The sequence below is a fragment of the Nocardia sp. FBN12 genome (assembly GCF_054031145.1).
On record NZ_CM132926.1, the window covers coordinates 6,076,969 to 6,096,003 of the forward strand.

Genomic DNA, 19,035 nt, shown 5'->3' on the forward strand with positions numbered 1-19,035 from the left:
GCCGGTTCAGGGCGTGGTCCGGGACAGAGCCCGGGGCAACAGGGTCCAGACGTGGGCGTTCTCGTTGATGGTGGCGGCCGTGCGGGTGCCGGTGCGGGAGTAGAGGATGCGGGTGATCGAGCAGTAGTCGATCGGGAAGGTGAGGGGACGGGAAAGGCCGAGGATGTCCGCTAGGAGGACGTTGATGACGCCGCCGTGGGCGAAGGCGACGACTGTGTCGGTGGGAGCTGTTGTGGCCACGAGGTTTTCGATGGCGGTCAGTACTCGCTGAGTGAAGGCGGGGCCGTCGATTTCGAGCGGGAGGTGGCCTGCTTTGATGCGGGCGTAGGCCTCGGCGAAATCGGTTTTCGCATCCTCGATGGGGATGTAGGCGGGCAGGTCGCGGTCGTATTCGGCGAGGTCGTCGACGATGTCGATCGGTAGGTCGCGGGCGGTCGCGGTGGGGAGCGCGGTGTCGCGGGCGCGGCGCTGGGGGCTGCTGACGATGCGGGTGATGTCGTGGGGCGCGAGCGCGGCGGGGACGCGGTCGGCTTGGCTCCGGCCGATGTCGGTGAGGCCGGGGTCGGCGGCGGTGGTGTCGCCGACAACGCGTTCGGGCTGGGCGTGACGCACGAGTATCAACTGCACGTCCAACACTCTGCCCTATCCGCCGGCGACTACGGCTCGGGGTCGATCTCCTCGTAGCCGAAACGTCCACACCCGGTCGCGAAAGGCCCCTCGGCGAACAGATGTTCGTTCGAGGACTCGCGGGATGCCTCGTCATCGACCGGGTATCGCCGCGAGTCCTCCGCTCAGGTCAGGGCTGGCCGTAGGGCGGCTGTCCACCCTGCGGGCCGTACGGCGGCTGCCCACCCTGCGGGCCGTACGGCGGCTGCCCACCCTGCGGGCCGTACGGCGGCTGCCCACCCTGCGGACCGTTGAACGGCGGCTGCCCACCGTTGTACGGCGGCTGGTCGTTCTTCTTCTTGTTCTTGAGCAGGTAGATCCCGCCCACGATCAGCACCACGACGATCAGGCAGCAGATGCCGCCGATGATCAAGCCGGAGTTGTTCTTCTTTTTCTTCTTCGCCGCGAGTTCGGTCACGGTGTTGACAGCGTCCGAACTCGCCAGGGTGTCGAAGCTGCTGGTGAACAAGTGCGGATCGACGAGAGCGGCCGTGGTCAGCAAGTCCAGATACATAAAGTCCCATCCCGATGTGTTGGTGGCCCGGCATCCTCCCGGTGCCGGAACTCCGAGAGTAACGGTGGTTTCGCCACACAGAGCAGTAGTTGATCGCGAACGCGTCGCGACCCGTTTACACCTGTACCCGTTTTCATCGCGGTTTCACCAACGGGAACGGCAGCGTCTCGCGGATGCTGCGTCCGGTGATCAACATGACCACCCGATCCACGCCCATGCCGAGCCCGCCGGTGGGCGGCATCGCGTGTTCGAGCGCGGCCAGGAAGTCCTCGTCGAGTTCCATCGCCTCCGGATCGCCGCCCGCCGCGAGCATCGACTGTTCGGTGAGTCGGCGCCGCTGTTCCACCGGATCGGTGAGTTCGCTGTAGGCGGTACCCAATTCGACGCCCCAGGCCACCAGGTCCCAGCGTTCGGCCACCCCCTCGATGCTGCGGTGCGAGCGGGTGAGGGGGGAGACCGAGGTGGGGAAGTCGAGGTAGAAGGTGGGGTAGGTGGTCTGTGCTTCCACCAGGTGCTCATACATTTCCAGCACCACTTGCCCTGCGTCCCAACCGTGTTGGTAGGCCACGCCCGCCTCGTCGCACAGTTCGCGCAGCCGGTCCAGCTCGGTGCGCGCGGTGATCTCGGTGCCGATCGCTTCCGAGACCGCGCCGTGCACGGTTTTCACCCGCCACTCGCCGGAGATGTCGACCGTCTCGAAGCCGTTCGCGGTGGGTCGCAGTGCCACCTCGGCGCCGTTGGCCGCCATCGCCGCGTGCTGGATCAGCCGACGGCACAGGTGCATCATCTGCAGGTAATCGCTGTGCGCCTCATAGGCTTCCAGGATCGTGAACTCGGGATTGTGGCTGAAGTCGACACCTTCGTTGCGGAAGGTCCGGCCGAGCTCGAACACCTTCTCCATGCCACCCACGCACAGCCGTTTCAGGTACAGCTCGGGCGCGATGCGCAGGTACAGGTCGAGGTCGTAGGCGTTGATGTGGGTACGGAACGGGGTCGCGTTGGCGCCGCCGTGTACCTGCTGCAGGATCGGCGTCTCCACCTCGAAAAAGCCCCAGGCGTGCAGCGAATCGCGCAGCGAATGCAGTACCGCGCTGCGCTTGGCCATCACCTCGCGGGTCTCGGGGTTGATCGCCATGTCCACATAGCGCTGCCGGACCTTGGCCTCCTGATCGGCCAGCCCACGCCACTTGTCGGGCAGCGGATGCAGGCACTTGCCGTTCATCCGCCAGTCCTGCGCGAGCAGCGAGAGCTCACCGTTGCGGCTGGTGCCGAGCTGCCCGCTCACCTCGATGAGATCGCCGAGGTCGAAGAATTCGGTGAACTCGTTGCTGCGATCGGCGCCGACCCGTTCGCGGTCGATCAGCAGCTGGATCTCGCCGGACCAATCGCGCACCAGCACGAAGATCACGCCGCCGTAATCGCGAATGCGCAAGAGCCGACCCGCGATTCGCACCGTGGTGCCCTTGGGGCAGCGTCTGGCCTCGGCGATGTCGTGGGTCGGTGGGTAGGCGACGGGGTAGGCGTCGATGCCCGCCGCGGTGAGCCGGTCGAGTTTGTCCAGGCGCACCCGCACCTGCTCCGGCCTGCGCGGACCCTGCTCGGCGTCGGTGCCCTCCGGCGCGTCCGGCGCGCTGCCGTCGGGGTGCAGGCCGGTGATCGTGGCGGGGACGGCGGTCTCGGTGCCGGTGTGGACGGCCGCGTCGGGGGCCTTGCCGAGGCGCGGCAGGAACCCTTCGGCGAGCCCGCTCGCCGTGGCGACCCGTGGCAGCTGCCTGCGTTCCTCGAACAGGAAGAACCGTGGCACCCAGCGCGGGTGGTACTTCACATTCGACCGGTACAGCGCCTCGAGCTGCCACCAGCGCGAGAAGAAAAGCAGCACACCGCGCCAGGCCCGCAGGATCGGTCCGGCGCCGATCCGGCCGCCCTCCTCGAACACCGAACGGAACACCGCGAAGTTCAGCGACACCTTGGTGATGCCGTACTGGTCCGAGGTGAGGGCGAGCTGCGAGATCATCAGCTCCATCACGCCGTTCGGGCTCCGCGGGTCGCGGCGCATCAATTCCAGTGAGACTCCGGTGCGGCCCCACGGGACGAGCGAGAGCATGGCGTGCACGCGGTCGTCGTGATCGATGGCCTCGACCAGCAGACAGTCACCGTCGAGCGGGTCGCCGAGGCGGCCGAGCGCCATCGAGAAACCGCGCTCGGTCTCGGTGTCGCGCCAGGCGTCCGCGCGGGCGACGATCTCGGCGAACTCGGCGGCGGGGATGTCGTGGTGCCTGCGCACCCGCACGCCGAGACCGTTCTTGCGCAGCCGGTTCGCGGCCTGGCGCACCTGTTTCATCTCCGGGCCTGCCAGCGAGAACGTGCGGGTGTCGAGGATGGCCTCGTCACCGAGTCGCAGCGCCGACAGACCCGCCTGGCGATAGGCGGTGGCGCCGAGTTCGCTCGCACCCATCACCGCGGGCTGCCAGCCGAACCGGTCGGCCTGCTCGAGCCAGGCCTGAATCGCCTGCGGCCAGCCCTGTTTCGGGCCGATCGGATCGCCACTGGCCAGGCACACACCCAACTCGACCCGATAGGTGATGGCGGCCTTGCCGTTCGGCGCGAACACCACCGCCTTGTCGCGGCGGGTCGCGAAGTAGCCGAGCGAGTCCTCCACGTCGCTGCTCGCCAGCAGCCCGCGGATGGCGGATTCGTCGAGGCCGGTCATCGCGTTGTCGGCGCGTTGCGAGCGCAGCAGCACCACCACCGCTGCCAGCAGCGCGAGCGCGCCGAACAGGCCGAGCAGGAAGTTCACCCAGGCTCGCGGGTGCCCGTCGAAATGCTCGTTGTTCACCAGCACGGCCGCGGTGACCCGATACACCGACCACAGCGGACGCTGCACGCCCGCGGGCAGCGAACCGGGGAACAGTTCGACGAGCCCCCAGCCGACCAGGCAGCCGAGGGCGAGCCCGGACACCAGTACACCCAGCGCCTTCCACAGCGCCCCTGGCCGAACCCGGGTGTAGAACTCCTTGCGCGCGGCAAGCAGTATCCCGATCACCACCACGTGCACGATGAAGGCGACCAGCGCGTCCACATCGTCATCGGCGAAGAAGTCCAGGATGTTCGCCACCGCGTACAGCAGCAGATACACGACCAGCAGCCACCAGGCGATCCGCTTGCGGGCCGCGGTCGCCCCGGCGAGCAGGCCGACGACCAAGGCCCACACGAGGCTGGTGTCGGGGGCGTCGAAGTAGTAGGTGTCGACATAATGCCGTGGCACCTGCGTGAGAATCCGGAGACTGGGCGAGAGACTCCACAAGAACAACAGCACCGCGAACCCGCCGAGCATCAATCCGGCGATGTGCGGTACCTCGGACAACTTGCCGTGCGCGCGATGAGGCACCGGCGTGCGGTCCTCGACGATGGGGTGCTGCTCGGCCTGCGTGGAAGTCACCGATCCAGTGTGCGTCCATCCGGGCCCGATCCGGGTGGGAGTCGCTGCGGCGTGTTCGTCACCGGCCGGGGCCGGTTGCGACCGGTTTCTCGCGGTGGAGTAAGTATTAGCGCATGTCGGAACCAGTTGATGTGCCGATCGATGACGTTGTCATCCGGCTCGGGCAATTCCTGAAACTGGCCAACCTGATCGATTCGGGTTCCGAGGCCAAGACCGTGATCGCGCAGGGTTTGGTGCGCGTCAACGATGAAGTGGAGTTACGTCGGGGGAGGCAGCTCGAGATCGGCGATGTCGTTCTGCTCGCCGGGAACAAGGTACGGGTGTCCGCGGGCTGACCCTCGGACACCCGCGTCGCCTCAGTCCTCGGCGCGAACGACCACGCCGTCGGAGTCGCTGTAGAGCATTTCGCCGGGGACGAAGGTGATGCCGCCGAATTCGACAGGGACGTCCTGTTCGCCGGTGCCGGTTTGGGTGCTCTTGCGGGGGTTGGTGCCAAGGGCCTTCACGCCGATTTCGAGGGTCCGCAGGATGGCGGAGTCGCGGACGGCGCCGTTGACGATGACGCCGGCCCAGCCGTTGTCCACGCCGCGGCCTGCGATGATGTCGCCCACGAGGGCGGTGTGGACGCTCGCGCCGCCGTCTACGACCAGCACCTTGCCGTCGCCGGGGGTGCTCAGGGTCTGCTTGACCAGCAGGTTGTCCTGGAAGCAGCGGATCGTGGTGATCCGGCCCGCGAATTCGGCGCGGCCGCCGAACTGGATGAACTGCGTATCGCAGCTACGGATCTCGGGGCCGATCTCGTCGGCCAGATCGGCGGTGGCCACAACATTCGCTGATTCGGTCATGGTCGATATTGTGTCAGGCCTGATCGGCATGTGACTTTTCGATCTCGCGAACGAGCGAGTCGGTGGTGTGCTGGACGGCGATCTTCACGAACGGCTCGATGGTCTTGCTCAGCACCTTGCCCGCGATGCCGCCGCCGACGGAGAAATTGATATCCGCGTCCACCGTGCACGCGATCTCACCCTTGGGGATGAAATTGAAGGTCGCGACGATCTCGATGCCCTTGATCGACTTGGTGGCGATCAACCGGCCCTCTTCCCAGCCGACGACCTCGATACGCGAGGTCAGCGAGGCGGGGCCGAGCTTCATCTTCCCGTCGAACTTCGCGCCGAGACCGTCGGTCTGCGCGGTGACAGGGGTGAAGGATTCGATGCCGTACCAGAACTTCGGCAGATTGCGGTAGTCGTTGACGAACGCGAACGCTGCTTCGGCGGGCGCGGCGCAATCTTCGGCGATCCTCACTTCGGTCATGCCGATCACTGTAATCGGTACCCATTCGGTGAAATGGCGCTCGACGCCGAACGTGACCGAGACGACTAAGCGGTGACTGCCAAGGTCGCTGCCAGGCCGAACGCTACTGCCATTCCCAGCACTTCGATTGTCGCGTTACGCAGGGAGATCTCGGCGGTGACGCGGTGGTCGGCGGCTTTGCGGACCCAGGTTCGGCGCCACCACCAGCCGAGGGCGACCAGGGCGCACAGGATGGTGAGCTTGGCCAGCAGGATTCGTCCGTAGCCCGTGGTCAGTAACGGGGTGATGCCGTCGAGTCGTACCAAGCCGTTGATCAGGCCGGTGACCGCGACAACGGCGACCAGTGGAGCCGCGATCGTCGAATAGCGGGGGAGGGTGGCGGCCCATTCGCCGCGGGTGCGCAGGGTGAGGACCATGGCGAGGAGCAGGCCCAGCCAGCAGGCGGCGGCCAGTGCGTGGATCGCGGCCAGGACCGAGCCGAGCATCTGCTGGGACATGTGCCCGGTGATCGGGCGCAGCGAGAGCGCGACCGCGGCGAAGACCAGGACCAGGTCGGCCGATGCGGTGTCGGGGCGGCGGAAGGACATGGCCGCGTAGCAGGCGATCGCGCCGGTGCAGAACAGGATCGCGATGCCGATCTGGCCGCCACTGAGCCGGCCGAGGAAAGTGGTGAAGTCGCTCGCGTCGAGCTGGGTCACGGGGACGCCGACGATTTCAGCGGCCTCGCAGACGAGCACGGTGAATTCGGCGGCGAACCAGACCCCGGCGAGGGCGGCCAGTGGGCGCCAGGTGATCGTGAGGCGGTCGTTGAGCCGGGGCAGCGCGGCCAGACCGAGCACGACCGCGCCCGCACCGTCGGCGAGTACGCGCGCGAACGCCACCAATGCGAACCCGCCGGTGTGGCGCAGTATCCAGGCCAGCACCACCCCGGCCAGCGCCGCGACGACGACCGGCACCAGGACTCGCCACTGCTTGCGCGCAGCACGGGGTGCCCGGCGACCGGTCGTCATCGTCGACTACTTCTTGCGACCGGACCGGCCGCCGAGCAACGCCACCGCGAGACCGGCACCGAACAGCACTACGCCGCCGGCGACGAACACCCACACGGGCACCCCACCGTCGCCGCCGTCGTCGGTCTTGTCCTCACCCGGACGTGCGCCGGGGGTGCCGGTGCCTGCCTTGCTGAGCGTGAAAGTCCTTGTCCCGCTGACGGGATGACCGTCGGCCGAGGTGACCCGGAACGCGATCGTGTACTCGCCGACCGGCCCGAGCTCACCCACTTCCACACTGACACTTCGTCCTTCGACGAGCGCCTTGCCCTTGGACCACAACTTGCCGTCCGGCCCGACCACGGTCAGCGACGGAAAGTTCTGCTGCAGTTCCTCATTGAAGGTGACACTGGCCCGCGCCGGTCCGGCCTCGACCGTCGAGCCGTTCTCGGGAACGCTGCTCACCGCACCCGAATGCGCGCTCGCCGTACCCGCCGCCGCGAAAGCGCAGGCGAACAGCACAGCCAGTAAGGCGACCAGCATCTTTCTCGGCGTGCGCCGCCGCACCGGGTTATCCACGGCAGCAACGTGGTTCGCACCGCCCGTCATGAGGACTTCCTGGAGCGCACGACGATGCCGAGGCCCAGCGCGGCGGCGAAAAGTCCGAGCGCGAGGCCCGCGCCACCCAGCCAACGGGCGACATTGTCCGGTTGTGCCTCGGCGGATTCGGCTGAAGCGACGTGGTGGTCGCCGCCCTCGGCACCGCCGTTCGCGGTCAGGGTGAGCGAAGGCGCTGGGTGCTCCGGCTCGGCGCCGCCGGTGCTCGGCTGGTCCCAGGCCACGACCTTGCCATCGCTATAGGTCTGCTGCGCGGGGAAGTTCACGGTGTCCTGGGTTGGCAGCGGCCCGATCGAGAGCACGAACCGCTGGAACTGGCCCGGCCCGACGCCCGGATTACCGGGCGCGGCGGTCCACACCACGGCGAGCGATTCGCCCTTGTCATTGCGTTCGACAGTCGAGGTCCAACCCGGCATCGGCTCGGTCCGAACACTTTTCAGATTCGGCACGGTGACGCGCAATGCGGTGGTGGACGCGGTGTCGGATTCGGTCGGCACCTTGAAGGTGGCGACGGTGTATTTGCCCTGGGCGGCGCCCGGCGCCTCGACGCTGACGTGCGCGGCCGCGGAGCCGCAGGCGGCGAGCACCAAACCGGCTGCGAGAGCAGCGGTTGCGGTGGAACGAGTGATGAAGTTGTGCATGGAATGCCTTGTCGTCCGAAGAATTCTGATGTCGTCGTGAATCAGGCGAACAGCGGCGGCGCGCGCGGACATCGCGCACCCTTCGGACGAGCGGTTCGCGCGAAAGTGGCTGTGGCGGACCAGCGCACAGCGCGCGGTGCGATCACCGGCGTCGGTGAGCCGAGCACCGCCCGAAGCACGCTCGACGCAACGAGATACAGCCGCTCGGCGACCGAGATCAGTGCGGCACAGGCAAATGCCGCACCCAGGTGCGCCGCGATCATCGGCCAACTCGGCAGATGCAGCAGACCGCCGTGATGGTCTAGTGATGTCGACAGCGCGAAGTGCCCGGCCCACTGCCCCGCGAGCAATGCCGAGGCTGTTCGCGCGGCCGAGGGGGCGCTCCCGCGTGCTAGCGCGCCGTCGCGCGGATCACCAGGCAACCGTCGCCCTGCGGCCGGTTTCGCTGATCCGCCGATGACACCGGCAGCTAGCGAAACCAGCAGCAGCAGTGCGATTTCCGCCGACCGTGGCACCGCGCCACCGCCGATCCCGTGCGCGGCGACGGCCAGCCCGCCCACGAGTACGCCGCAGCCACCACCGCGCAAGCGGGAGGCGAACTGCGGCGTGGTCACGAGCAGGATCAGCGAACGCCGAGGCGGGCGAGCACGTCGTTCTCGAGCACGGCCAGCTCGGCCGAGATCGACGCGTGCACAGCCTTGCGACGCGCGGCGGGCATCTGCTCGGCCGTGCGCACCGCCACGTTCAGATCGGCCATGCGCGAGCGCGCCGCGGCGACGAACTTCTCGGTGTCGGCATCGCCTGCCTTGTCGGCGGCGATCTTGTCGAGGGCTTCCTCGGTATTGGTGATGCGGGCCTGCAGCCGCGCACCGTGCCCGCTGAACTCGCTCAGCTGGTCCATGCCGATACCGAGCTGCTGCGCCTTGCGCGCGTCGAGTTGTCCGCGCACCATCGTCGCGCCGCGATAGGCCAGCGGGGCCAGCACCGGGATCAGGACCCGGGCCACCCCGATGTACTTGCGGATCTGACTCGCGCTGAACAGCTCGCGATCAGCCTTGGCCGCGGCCTTCTGCGCGGCCTTCTCCTCGGCCTGCAGGGTCGCGATCTGCGCCTTGGCGACCTTGTCGGCCGTGCGGGCCTGTGCCTTGGCCGTGCGCCGGTTCACGCGCTCACCGGCCTTGGCCGCCTTGCGCTCGTTCTTGGCGCCCAGCTTCGCCTCGACCGCGGCTTTGTGCTTGAGCGCTTTCGCCTCAGCGCGTCGGCTCGGCCGCCGCTTCCGCTTGCTGAACAACCCCATGAGATCAGGCCCTCCGTCATGCTCGCCAAGTCATGAGGCAGCACCGCCTCCGAAGCGGCCTGCCGTTATTACCTAGCGTAGTGGGAAGGGGGTAGCGATTGGGCATTGTGTCGGGGGTAAGGCCCATACTGCTTGCGTGCGTGCAGCCGAGGACGACTTCGACGGCGGGCCGGTGCGTAGCCCGGTCCCCGCTTCCGCTGCGCCCGGTCGCGGCGCCGACGGTGGGGGCACCCGCGCCGCCTTCCTGGACGCGCGCTCGCTGATCGGGTGCCGACATCGCCTTCGCCTCGACGCCGAGAATCCGGGCATCCTCGCCGAGGTTCGCGAGGATTCGGGCGTACAGCAGCGTCGCGACGCGGCCACCGCCCATCGCATCAAGATCCGCGACGAACTGGTCGCGGCCGCCCCCGGCGACTGGGTGGTGATCGATCCGGAGCTGCGCGGCGCGGCCAAGGCCGCGGCGACGATGGCCGCCATCGAGGCGGGCGCCCCGCGCATCTGGGGCGGACTGCTGCCGCAGGAGGCCGACACCGGTCGACGCGGCGGTGTCGAATTCCTGCTGCGCGACGCCGACCGCGGCGGCTATATCCCGATCATCGTGGTCAACCACAAGGTCACCGACCCGCGCAAGCCCGACCCGGCCGATTTCCACCCGATGACCTCGGACCTGTTCCGCTGGCAGCCCCGGCGCGACAAGCATGTGAAACTGCGTCCGCAGCCGCGCGACCAGCAGCGCCTCGCTCACCTGTACCGGATGTTGCAGCGCTACGGCATGGCCAGCCCGGCCCTGAGCGGCGGGGCGATCGGACTGGTCGCCGACCGCATCCTGGTGCACGACCTGACGAGCGTGCTGGCCGATTACGACCAGCGCTACGCCGACCGGATCGCGGTGGTGCGCGGCGAACTGCCCACCCAGCCGTCGAAGGTGCCCGAGTGCAGGCAGTGCCCGTGGTGGGTGCGCGGTCCTGACGCGCAGCAGTCAGACACAGCTGAGCCCAGCTGTGAGGCGACGCTGGCGCAGATGCGGGATGTGAGCCTGGTGGCACCGGGCTCACGCGCCGACGTGCTGCGCCTGCACGGCATCGAAACCGTCGACGAACTGGCCGCCTGGGAGGGCGAGGACCCCGACGACTGGCAGCACGGCCCGTTCGCCGAAACTGTGGTCACCGCCCGCGCCTGGATCGACGGCGCTCCGCTGGTGCGCCGGTTCGAGCAGGTCAGCGTACGTCGCGCGGATGTGGAGATCGACGTCGACCTGGAGAGCTATCAGGAGGACGGCGCCTACCTGTGGGGCACCCTGCTCGACGACGTCTACCGCCCGTTCGTCACCTGGGATCCGCTGCCCACCGAGGACGAGGGCCGCTCGTTCGGCGAGTTCTGGACCTGGCTGATGGAACGTCGCGCCGAAGCCCACGCCGCGGGCAAAACCTTTGCGGCCTACTGCTATTCGCGCACCGCCGAGGACAAGTGGCTCTACGAGTCGGCCCGCCGGTTCGCCGGCCGCCCCGGCGTCCCGACCCACGAGGAAGTCCGCGCTTTCGTCGACTCGAAAGAATGGGTCGACATGTTCCAGGCCGTCACCGAGCAGTTCATCTGCCCGAACGGCAAGGGCCTCAAGAAGATCGCCCCCGTCGCCGGATTCGGCTGGCGTGATCCGGAAGCCGGTGGCGAGGCGTCGATGGGCTGGTACCGCCGCGCGGTCGGCTACGACGACGACATCGACCTGTCCCAGCGCACCCGCCTGTTCGTCTACAACGAAGACGATGTCCGCGCCACCCAGGTGCTGCGCGATTGGATGTCGAAGCGGGCTGTAGCCGAGGTGCCCTCACTGGCGGATTTCGGGCGGTAATACCATCGGGGGCGTGACTGAGCAGCACGTCGAAACCCTCGAGTTCCAGGCCGAAACCCACCAGCTCCTCGAGCTGATGATCCACTCGGTCTACTCCAACAAAGACACCTTCCTGCGAGAGCTGATCTCGAACGCTTCCGACGCACTCGACAAGCTCAAGCTTGCCGCCTACCAGGACAAAGACCTGGCCGCCGACACCTCCGACCTGCACATCGAGCTGGAGGTCGACCAGGACAAGCGTGTCCTGACCGTCCGCGACAACGGCATCGGCATGTCCCGCGCCGAAGTGATCGACCTGATCGGCACCCTCGCCAAATCCGGCACCGCCGACCTGCGCCGCAAGCTGACCGAGGCCAAGTCCGACGCCGCCGCCGAGGAGCTGATCGGCCAGTTCGGCATCGGCTTCTACTCCACCTTCATGGTCGCCGACCGGGTCGTCCTCACCACCCGCAAGGCGGACGAGGCCGAAGGCACCCGCTGGAGCGCCGCCGCGGGGAGCTCGACCTATGAGATCGACACCGTCGCCGACGCACCGCAGGGCACGTCGGTGACCCTCGAGCTCAAGCCGGCCGACGAAGACGATCACCTCTTCGATTACACGCAGGAATGGAAGCTGCGCGAGATCGTCCGCAAGTACTCCGACTTCATCGCCTGGCCGATCCGGATGCAGGTCGAGCGCACGGTGACCGAGGGGGAGGGCGAGGACAAGGTCGACAAGACCATCGTCGAGGACCAGATCCTCAACTCGCAGAAGGCGTTGTGGACGCGGCCGCGCGGCGAGGTGACCGACGAGGAGTACAAGGAGTTCTACCACCACGTCAGCCACGCCTGGGACGAGCCGCTCGAGATCATCCCGATGAAGGCCGAAGGCACCTTCGAATACCAAGCGCTGCTGTTCATCCCGTCGATCGCGCCGTTCGACCTGTTCACCCGTGAGCACAAGCGCGGTGTGCAGCTCTACGTGCGTCGCGTATTCATCATGGACAACTGCGAAGAGCTGATGCCGGAGTACCTGCGCTTCGTCAAGGGCGTGGTCGACGCGCAGGACCTCTCGCTCAATGTCTCGCGCGAGATCCTGCAGCAGGACCGCCAGATCCAGATGATCCGCAAGCGCCTGGTGAAGAAGGTGCTGTCCACGGTCAAGGACATGCAGGGCGCCGAGGATCAGACCAGGTACCAGACGTTCTGGGCCCAGTTCGGCCGAGTCCTCAAGGAGGGCTTGCTCTCCGACACCGACAACCGCGAAACCCTGCTCACCGTCTCGTCTTTCGCGTCCACCGCGTCGGAGTCCGAGCTCACCACGCTCGCCCAGTACGTGGAGCGGATGAAGGACGGCCAGGAGTCGATCTACTACATGACCGGCGAAAGCCGTGCGCAGGTGGAGAATTCGCCGCACCTGGAGGCCTTCACGGCCAAGGGGCGCGAGGTGCTGATCCTCACCGATCCGGTCGACGAGATGTGGGTCGGTTCGGTTCCGGAATTCCAGGGCAAGACGTTCCAGTCCATCGCCAAGGGCGAGGTCGACCTGGAAACCGAGGACGAGAAGAAGGAAACCGAAGCCCTGCGCGAACAGCAGGACAAGGACTTCGGCGACCTGCTGGGCTGGCTGGGTGGCACTCTCGGCGACGTCGCCAAGGAAGTCCGCCTCACCAACCGCCTCACCACCTCACCCGCCTGCCTGGTCGGCGACGTCTACGACTTCACCCCGATGCTCGAGCGCATGTACCGCGCCTCGGGCCAGGCCCTGCCGGAGTCCAAGCGCATCCTCGAGCTCAACCCGACCCACCCCCTGGTGACGGGTCTGCGCGACGCCTACGACGCCCGCAAGTCCGATGCCGACGAAGGCAAGGTTCCCGAGCTCGCCGAAACCGCCGAGCTGCTCTACGGCACAGCGGTTCTCGCCGAGGGCGGCGAACTCAAGGATCCCGCCCGCTTCGCCCAGCTCCTCACCGAGCGCCTGACCCGCACGGTCTGAGCTAGAAGTTCCAGAGACTGCCCGCTGCCGATTCCGGCAGCGGGCAGTTTTGTTCACCAGCAATTCTGGTGCTGACAACTCACATCAGGTCCACCATTGAGTGATGGTGGGGCACAAGATTCGTCGGGCGAGACCCGACGACTACGACAAGATCATCGGCGTAGTCGACAACTGGTGGGGCAGGGCCGCGGTCCACAACCTCCCACGCATGTTCCTCGACCACTTCCACCGGACCAGCCTGATCGCCTCCGACGACAACGGAATCTCCGGTTTCCTGGTGGGTTTCGGCTCGCCGTCCGACCCCTACACCGCCTATATCCACTTCGTCGCCGTCCGCCCGGATGCCCGTAAAGCCGGCCTGGGCAGAACCCTCTACGAAGCGTTCTTCACCATCGCCCGCTCCGACAACCGCACCACCGTCACCGCCATAACTTCCCCCGCCAACTACACCTCGATCGACTTCCACCGCAGCCTCGGCTTCACCGTCACCGGCCCCATCCCCAACTACAACGGCCCAGGCAGATCCCTGATCACCTTCACCCGGCCCGTGTAGCCAGCCGGTCTCCTCGGGGTGAGCAGTATGCGGGTGTGCCCCACGAAAGGCGAACGGCGCCCCGCTCGGTGAGCGAGGCGCCGTTGAACAGCCGACCTCTAGCGCGGGGCCATGCGCAGGGCGCCGTCCATGCGAATGGTCTCGCCGTTGAGGTAGTCGTGCGACGCGATGTACTCCACGAGCTGGGCGTACTCGTCGGGGCGGCCGAGGCGGGAGGGGAACGGGACGCCTGCTTCGAGGCCGGCGCGGTATTCGGGGGTGACGCCGGCCAGCATCGGGGTGTCGATGATGCCGGGGGCGATGGTGTTGACGCGGATGCCGAACTGGGCGAGGTCACGGGCCGCAGGCACGGTCATGCCGTGGACACCACCCTTGGACGCGGAGTAGGCGATCTGGCCGATCTGGCCTTCGAAGGCCGCGACCGAGGCGGTGTTGACGACCACGCCACGCTGGCCGAACTCGTCGACCGGCTCGGTCTTGGCGATGGCATCGGCGGCCAGGCGCATCACGTTGAACGTGCCGAGCAGGTTCACGGTGATGACGGTGCGGAACAGCTCCAGATCGTGCGGGCCGTTCTTGGACAGGATGCGCCCCGCCCAGCCGACACCGGCACAGTTGACCACGATGCGCAGCGGCGCCGGGCCCTCGGTGACCTGGGCGATCGCGGCGGCGACCTCGTCGCCACTGGTCACGTCGGCCGCGATCAGGGTGACGCCGGCGGGGACGTTGTCGCCCGCGCGCTCGATGGACGCGGGAACGTCAAGTCCGAAGACTGTGGCGCCCGCATCGGCCAGGCGCTTGGCGGTGGCGGCACCGAGGCCGGAGGCCCCTCCGGTGACAATGGCGGCGGAACCCGAAATCTCCACGACGGTCCAATCTGTAGGTGATACGCGGCTTATTGTGCCGCTTGCCAACAAGGCACCCTAACCCGTCGCCGGTGTGCTCTGGAACACCCATCCGGAGGTGTGCGGAAATCGTCGTGAACACCGGTGTTTACCGGTGGTAGCGTGCCGTCATGAGATCGTTCGCCGGTCCTTCGGTGGCCGGACGTAAGGTCCTGATCACCGGGGCCGCTCGCGGGATCGGTGCCGCGCTCGCTCGTAGGTTGGCCGCCCGCGGGGCCCATGTCGCGCTGCTCGGGCTGGAACCCGAACTGCTGGCCGAGGTGGCCGCCGAATGCGGTGATGTGCCGTGGCGGTATTGCGATGTGGCCGATCGGGGACAGGTCGAACGGGTGGTCGAGGCGTTGGTCGGCGAACTCGGCGGGCTCGATGTGCTGGTGGCCAACGCGGGGGTCGCCAAGCAGATGGCGATGATCGGCGGGGATCTGTCGGTGCTAGAGGAGACCCTCGCGGTGAACGTGCTCGGGGTCGCGTACACAGTGTCGGCGGCGGGGGCGCATCTTTCGCATCCGGGTGGGTATGTGCTGATGATGTCGTCGATCTCCACAGCCGTGCAGCTGCCGCTCGGCGGGGCTTACAGCGCCTCGGCGGCGGCGGTGGCCTCGCTCGGCGCCACGCTGCGCGCGGAACTGCGCTCGACCGGAGCCAAGGTGGGCGTCAGCTATTTCGCCGGCATCGACACCGACATGACGGTGCGCGGATTCGGTACGGCCGCCGCGCACACCGTGCTGGGGGACACCAGCCTGACCGGGATCTCACCGATCGGACCCGCGGTCGAAGCGCTGGAACGAGCCATCGCGCGACGACGCAAGACCGTTGTCTCGCCGTGGTGGGTCGCGTTGGTGCGGCCGTTCCGGCTGCTCGCTCAACTGGTCGTGCAACGGGTGCAGGGCGACCGCCTGGCCCGCGCCATCGACATCGCCCGCACCGAGGACGTCCCGTTCACCACCGATCAGCCCGCCCGACCCCGCAGAATGGAACGGCAAGCATGAGCGATTCGACCCTGCGGCAGCAACTTCCGCGTGGACGGCACCATCTCTCGCGCGAAGAAGTCGTCGCCTCGCAACGGGAACGCATTCTCGTCGCGATGGGTGAGGCGATGACCGTCGGCGGCTACGTCGGCACGCCGGTCGCGGCCGTTCTCAAGCGGGCCGGGGTTTCACGGGAAACCTTCTACGAGCTGTTCCGCTCCAAGGAGGACTGCTTCAACGCGGCCTTCGACCGGGTGTCGAGCGTGCTGGCCGAAAAGCTCCAGACCGTGATCGCCGAGTGCGCCGACACCGACGCGCTCACCAGAATGGACCGCATCCTCACCGTCTACTTCGACCATATGATCGACGACCCCGCCTCGGCCCGCCTGTTCCTGGTGGAGGTCTACGCGGTCGGCCCGTCGGCCATCGAGGCGCGAATGGCCTTGCAGCATCGTTTCGTCGAGGTGGTGGCCGCCATGCTCGGCGCCGAATCCGACGACCAGCGCTTCGCCTGCGCGACCCTGGCCGCCGCCATCGGCGCCATGGTCACCGGCCGCATCGCCGCCGACGACCCGGAAAGCCTGCGCGGCATCAAAGACCAGCTGATCGCGCTGGCCAGCCGCTCAGGCACCCTCTACGGCAACGCCTTCGCCTAGCTTTTCCGGCTGAGCCCCGAAACTGGATGGCCCACCTTCGCGAATTCAGCTCGCGATGTCGGTGAGCTCGGTGCGCACGGCGGACTGCCTGCGCTTGCGCCACACCAGGACGCCGACGCCGAGCACCGCAGGGGCGATCAGGGCGGTCGCCACCGAACCCCAACCACCCAGCGAGGGCACGAAGGCGTCGAGGACGGTCTTGCCCGCGAAGAACAGGAACAGCAGGCCGGAGGCGATGGCGATGCCACGTTCGGGCAGGTGCTTGCCCGCGATCTTGCCGACCAGGATCGCCAGGGCGCCCGCGGCGACCATGCCGGCGACCGAGCCGATCCACACGGCCAGCCAGTTGTTGCTGGAGGCGAGGGCGGCGGCGGCGAACATGGTGCGGTCGCCGAGTTCGGCGAGGGTGAACGCGGAGATGACGACGAGGAAGGCGTTGCGGGTACTCGGCGGCTCGGGAGCTTGTTCGGCATTGTTATCGCTGGTCAGCGCGTCGCGCAGGGTCCAGAGGCCGACTACCAGCAGGGTGAGTGCGGTGACGACGGCGATGGCGTTCGCGGGCAGGGCGGTGCCGAGGAAATGGCCGACGCCCGCGGCGATGAGGTTCACGGCGACGCTGGCCACGCTGATGCCGGCCAGGACCACCCACCAGCGGTAGCGAAGCGAGAAGGTCAGCGCCATGAGTTGCGATTTGTCGCCGAGTTCGGCGAGGAAGAGCACGCCGAAGCTCAATACGATCGTGGCGATCATGAAGTCAGCTCCCAGGAAATACTCCGGCCTGTGGCTGAGAGACCGTGCTTTCGAATGTCGCAAGCCGCCTTCAGCCACACCGGTCGACGGATCGGTTCGTGGCCGAAGGTCTCGCCCACCGGTGGTTACCGGTTCACGCAGCCGGACCGCGCCGTACGGCGGCGATCAGTATGTCGACTGCGCGATTGCGGGCTACTCCCCTTCGCTGTTTCCCACTGTAGCCCGGTAGCTCCCGGTATGCCAAGTCCTGGTAATCCAAATCGCAATGGGCACAATAAGTTTGGGTGTGCGGTGGTGATTGTTGGGTTTCCCTGATTTCAGCACCACGCAGACCCGTTGCCGAGCATTCGCCGGACCGTCGTCGACGAAATACTCAGGCGGCCAGCAGCATTGCTAGCACGGCAGTATCGGGATCGCTGATCAGATCCATCCCGACGCGGCTCACCAGCGAGGTGATCGTGCCGTCGAGTTCGGCCTCGGCCCACGCCGCGCGATGTTCCAGGCCGAGGTGTGGTACGCCGGGCAGCAGCACGCAGCCCGAGGCCGCGCCCGCGCATTCGGGCAGTGAGGGGCGCGTCTCCGACGGCGGATGCAGCATCAGCAGCGCGGGCGGGGTGTGCGCGGCGAACCGGCCGGGTTCGATCGCCTCGTCCCCGAGCACCGGCCCCTCCGCCATCACCAGCCCCACCGTGCCCGGTTCCGGGTCGTCGGGCAGCTCCTCGCGCACCCCGAACACCGTGGTGGTCACCAGCAGGCCCGGCATCGACGCCACCCGCACGGCCAGCACCAGCACCTGTGCCCATTCCTTGGTGGTGTCCGGCCACCGCCCCGACACCACGAACCCGCTCAGTCGTCCACGTGCCTGAAATGGCGTGATCCCGATCGGACCCTGTGTATTCATGATGGCCTCCCGAACTACCGGGGGCGACTATGCCCGTACCACAGGAATAGCCCTATACCCATCTGGCACACAAGTACCAATGAGTGCTAATCGGGCAAAACGACAACGGGCCCGCACGCGAAAATCGCATGCGGGCCCGTTGAAAGGCTTAACTCACCCGAAGATGAGGCCCTTGCCCTGGCCGACGGCCCGGGCGAAGCGGTCCTGCACGTCAGCCCAGTTGACGACGTTCCAGAACGCGGTCACGTAATCGGCCTTGACGTTCTTGTACTGCAGGTAGAAGGCGTGCTCCCACATGTCGACCTGCAGCAGCGGGATGATGCCGGTCGGCACGTTGGCCTGCTGGTCGTACAGCTGGAAGGTCAGCAGCTTCTGGCCGAGGGTGTCGTAACCCAGGACGGCCCAGCCGGAGCCCTGCAGGCCGTTCGCGGCAGCGGTGAACTGCGCGCGGAACTTGTCGAACGAGCCGAACTGGTCGGCGATGGCCGCGGCCAGGTCGCCGTCCGGCTGGTCGCCACCGTTGGGGGAGAGGTTCTTCCACCACACCGAGTGGTTGTAGTGGCCACCGAGGTGGAAGGCCAGGTTCTTCTCCAGCAGGAGAATGGCAGCCAGGTCGCCGGACTCACGGGCTTCCTCGAGCTGCTCGAGTGCCTTGTTCGCGCCTGCGACGTAGGCGGCGTGGTGCTTGGTGTAGTGGATCTCGTTGATCTCACCGGAGATGTGCGGCTCCAGTGCGCCGAAGTCGTAATCCAGTTCTGGCAGCGTGTAGACGGCCACGATGTCCCTTTCCGTGTGTCGGGCTGTGCGCGCCCAGTTCGGACGACAACACCAACCATCATTCGTACACCCGCCCCGTGCAACCCGCGCACCTTGCCCCCGCATTCCCTGTAGGTCTCGCCCGAAGGGGCCCGCCCTGATCTGGACTGAGTGGAGGGTGCGACGAAGGAGTGCCCGGAGGGAGGGAAGATCAGGGGCCCGAAGGGCCCCGCTCGAGCGCGCC

20 protein-coding genes are annotated in these 19,035 nt (G+C 67.4%); 6 read left to right on the forward strand and 14 right to left on the reverse strand.

Annotation, left to right across the window (positions count from 1 at the left end):
- Window positions 1-6 precede the first annotated feature (6 nt).
- From ACWZHB_RS28675 to lysX, 3 genes are all read right to left on the reverse strand, one after another.
- Window positions 7-627 carry a histidine phosphatase family protein gene (locus ACWZHB_RS28675; RefSeq protein ID WP_427904875.1) on the reverse strand — a complete coding sequence of 207 codons (621 nt, stop codon included), beginning with the start codon at window positions 625-627 and terminating at the stop codon, window positions 7-9.
- A 169-nt stretch (window positions 628-796) separates the two neighbouring features.
- Window positions 797-1,180 carry a hypothetical protein gene (locus tag ACWZHB_RS28680; protein WP_427904876.1) on the reverse strand — a complete coding sequence of 128 codons (384 nt, stop codon included), beginning with the start codon at window positions 1,178-1,180 and terminating at the stop codon, window positions 797-799.
- Window positions 1,181-1,313: 133 nt separating this feature from the next.
- A complete protein-coding gene (lysX, locus tag ACWZHB_RS28685; protein ID WP_427904877.1) occupies window positions 1,314-4,619 on the reverse strand; it encodes a bifunctional lysylphosphatidylglycerol synthetase/lysine--tRNA ligase LysX in 3,306 nt (1,101 codons plus the stop codon).
- Window positions 4,620-4,732: 113 nt separating this feature from the next.
- Here lysX and ACWZHB_RS28690 point away from each other — a divergent pair, with 113 nt between their 5' ends.
- Complete coding sequence (locus tag ACWZHB_RS28690) at window positions 4,733-4,954, forward strand: RNA-binding S4 domain-containing protein (protein ID WP_427904878.1); 222 nt, start codon at window positions 4,733-4,735, stop codon at window positions 4,952-4,954.
- 21 nt (window positions 4,955-4,975) lie between these two features.
- On the opposite strand, the gene rraA is transcribed toward ACWZHB_RS28690, so the two are convergent.
- The 7 genes from rraA to ACWZHB_RS28725 form a co-directional block, all read right to left on the reverse strand.
- On the reverse strand, window positions 4,976-5,464 hold the full coding sequence (rraA, locus tag ACWZHB_RS28695; protein WP_427904879.1) for a ribonuclease E activity regulator RraA: 489 nt from the start codon (window positions 5,462-5,464) through the stop codon (window positions 4,976-4,978).
- A gap of 13 nt (window positions 5,465-5,477) precedes the next feature.
- The gene (locus ACWZHB_RS28700) at window positions 5,478-5,933 is read right to left on the reverse strand and encodes an SRPBCC family protein (protein WP_427904880.1); all 456 of its coding nucleotides are present in this window, start codon (window positions 5,931-5,933) and stop codon (window positions 5,478-5,480) included.
- A gap of 65 nt (window positions 5,934-5,998) precedes the next feature.
- Window positions 5,999-6,943 carry a CopD family protein gene (locus ACWZHB_RS28705; protein WP_427904881.1) on the reverse strand — a complete coding sequence of 315 codons (945 nt, stop codon included), beginning with the start codon at window positions 6,941-6,943 and terminating at the stop codon, window positions 5,999-6,001.
- Between the two features lie 6 nt (window positions 6,944-6,949).
- A complete protein-coding gene (locus ACWZHB_RS28710) occupies window positions 6,950-7,465 on the reverse strand; it encodes a copper resistance CopC family protein (protein ID WP_427909335.1) in 516 nt (171 codons plus the stop codon).
- 62 nt (window positions 7,466-7,527) lie between these two features.
- Window positions 7,528-8,181, reverse strand: a complete 654-nt coding sequence (locus ACWZHB_RS28715) for a YcnI family copper-binding membrane protein (RefSeq protein ID WP_427904882.1) — start codon at window positions 8,179-8,181, stop codon at window positions 7,528-7,530.
- Window positions 8,182-8,222: 41 nt separating this feature from the next.
- A complete protein-coding gene (locus ACWZHB_RS28720) occupies window positions 8,223-8,795 on the reverse strand; it encodes a hypothetical protein (protein WP_427904883.1) in 573 nt (190 codons plus the stop codon).
- 8 nt (window positions 8,796-8,803) lie between these two features.
- Window positions 8,804-9,478 carry a DUF6474 family protein gene (locus ACWZHB_RS28725; RefSeq protein ID WP_427904884.1) on the reverse strand — a complete coding sequence of 225 codons (675 nt, stop codon included), beginning with the start codon at window positions 9,476-9,478 and terminating at the stop codon, window positions 8,804-8,806.
- A 244-nt stretch (window positions 9,479-9,722) separates the two neighbouring features.
- Between ACWZHB_RS28725 and ACWZHB_RS28730 the strand changes: the two genes are divergently transcribed.
- From ACWZHB_RS28730 to ACWZHB_RS28740, 3 genes are all read left to right on the forward strand, one after another.
- Entirely contained in the window at window positions 9,723-11,327 is a 1,605-nt protein-coding gene (locus tag ACWZHB_RS28730; protein WP_427909336.1) for a TM0106 family RecB-like putative nuclease, read from the forward strand.
- 13 nt (window positions 11,328-11,340) lie between these two features.
- Window positions 11,341-13,302, forward strand: a complete 1,962-nt coding sequence (gene htpG, locus ACWZHB_RS28735) for a molecular chaperone HtpG (protein WP_427904885.1) — start codon at window positions 11,341-11,343, stop codon at window positions 13,300-13,302.
- Window positions 13,303-13,405: 103 nt separating this feature from the next.
- On the forward strand, window positions 13,406-13,855 hold the full coding sequence (locus ACWZHB_RS28740; RefSeq protein WP_427904886.1) for a GNAT family N-acetyltransferase: 450 nt from the start codon (window positions 13,406-13,408) through the stop codon (window positions 13,853-13,855).
- Window positions 13,856-13,953: 98 nt separating this feature from the next.
- Here ACWZHB_RS28740 and ACWZHB_RS28745 read toward each other — a convergent pair whose 3' ends face one another.
- Window positions 13,954-14,721 carry an SDR family NAD(P)-dependent oxidoreductase gene (locus ACWZHB_RS28745; protein WP_427904887.1) on the reverse strand — a complete coding sequence of 256 codons (768 nt, stop codon included), beginning with the start codon at window positions 14,719-14,721 and terminating at the stop codon, window positions 13,954-13,956.
- 149 nt (window positions 14,722-14,870) lie between these two features.
- On the opposite strand from ACWZHB_RS28745, the gene ACWZHB_RS28750 reads away from it, so the two are divergent.
- Complete coding sequence (locus tag ACWZHB_RS28750) at window positions 14,871-15,749, forward strand: SDR family NAD(P)-dependent oxidoreductase (RefSeq protein WP_427904888.1); 879 nt, start codon at window positions 14,871-14,873, stop codon at window positions 15,747-15,749.
- Window positions 15,746-16,384: a TetR/AcrR family transcriptional regulator gene (locus tag ACWZHB_RS28755; RefSeq protein WP_427904889.1), complete on the forward strand. Its 639-nt coding sequence runs from the start codon at window positions 15,746-15,748 to the stop codon at window positions 16,382-16,384. Before ACWZHB_RS28750 ends, ACWZHB_RS28755 begins: the two co-directional genes overlap by 4 nt.
- Window positions 16,385-16,429: 45 nt before the next feature.
- Here the strand turns inward: ACWZHB_RS28755 and ACWZHB_RS28760 are convergent, their stop codons facing one another.
- The 3 genes from ACWZHB_RS28760 to ACWZHB_RS28770 form a co-directional block, all read right to left on the reverse strand.
- Window positions 16,430-17,134 carry a TMEM165/GDT1 family protein gene (locus tag ACWZHB_RS28760; protein ID WP_427904890.1) on the reverse strand — a complete coding sequence of 235 codons (705 nt, stop codon included), beginning with the start codon at window positions 17,132-17,134 and terminating at the stop codon, window positions 16,430-16,432.
- Between the two features lie 373 nt (window positions 17,135-17,507).
- Window positions 17,508-18,035 (reverse strand): peptidase, encoded by a 528-nt coding sequence (locus tag ACWZHB_RS28765; RefSeq protein WP_266294923.1) that lies wholly within the window; start codon window positions 18,033-18,035, stop codon window positions 17,508-17,510.
- Window positions 18,036-18,188: 153 nt separating this feature from the next.
- A complete protein-coding gene (locus ACWZHB_RS28770; RefSeq protein ID WP_194825332.1) occupies window positions 18,189-18,812 on the reverse strand; it encodes a superoxide dismutase in 624 nt (207 codons plus the stop codon).
- Window positions 18,813-19,035 lie beyond the last annotated feature (223 nt).

What these genes read in the sequence shown, in the direction of transcription:
- ACWZHB_RS28680 (WP_427904876.1), bottom strand. Translation starts at nt 1,180, where the DNA reads ATGTATCTGGACTTGCTGACCACGGCCGCTCTCGTCGATCCGCACTTG.
- ACWZHB_RS28700 (WP_427904880.1), bottom strand. Translation starts at nt 5,933, where the DNA reads ATGACCGAAGTGAGGATCGCCGAAGATTGCGCCGCGCCCGCCGAAGCA.
- ACWZHB_RS28765 (WP_266294923.1), bottom strand. Translation starts at nt 18,035, where the DNA reads ATGAATACACAGGGTCCGATCGGGATCACGCCATTTCAGGCACGTGGA.
- ACWZHB_RS28710 (WP_427909335.1), bottom strand. Translation starts at nt 7,465, where the DNA reads ATGCTGGTCGCCTTACTGGCTGTGCTGTTCGCCTGCGCTTTCGCGGCG.
- ACWZHB_RS28705 (WP_427904881.1), bottom strand. Translation starts at nt 6,943, where the DNA reads ATGACGACCGGTCGCCGGGCACCCCGTGCTGCGCGCAAGCAGTGGCGA.
- ACWZHB_RS28690 (WP_427904878.1), top strand. Translation starts at nt 4,733, where the DNA reads ATGTCGGAACCAGTTGATGTGCCGATCGATGACGTTGTCATCCGGCTC.
- ACWZHB_RS28740 (WP_427904886.1), top strand. Translation starts at nt 13,406, where the DNA reads ATGGTGGGGCACAAGATTCGTCGGGCGAGACCCGACGACTACGACAAG.
- ACWZHB_RS28750 (WP_427904888.1), top strand. Translation starts at nt 14,871, where the DNA reads ATGAGATCGTTCGCCGGTCCTTCGGTGGCCGGACGTAAGGTCCTGATC.
- ACWZHB_RS28725 (WP_427904884.1), bottom strand. Translation starts at nt 9,478, where the DNA reads ATGGGGTTGTTCAGCAAGCGGAAGCGGCGGCCGAGCCGACGCGCTGAG.
- ACWZHB_RS28755 (WP_427904889.1), top strand. Translation starts at nt 15,746, where the DNA reads ATGAGCGATTCGACCCTGCGGCAGCAACTTCCGCGTGGACGGCACCAT.
- rraA (WP_427904879.1), bottom strand. Translation starts at nt 5,464, where the DNA reads ATGACCGAATCAGCGAATGTTGTGGCCACCGCCGATCTGGCCGACGAG.
- ACWZHB_RS28760 (WP_427904890.1), bottom strand. Translation starts at nt 17,134, where the DNA reads ATGATCGCCACGATCGTATTGAGCTTCGGCGTGCTCTTCCTCGCCGAA.
- ACWZHB_RS28715 (WP_427904882.1), bottom strand. Translation starts at nt 8,181, where the DNA reads ATGCACAACTTCATCACTCGTTCCACCGCAACCGCTGCTCTCGCAGCC.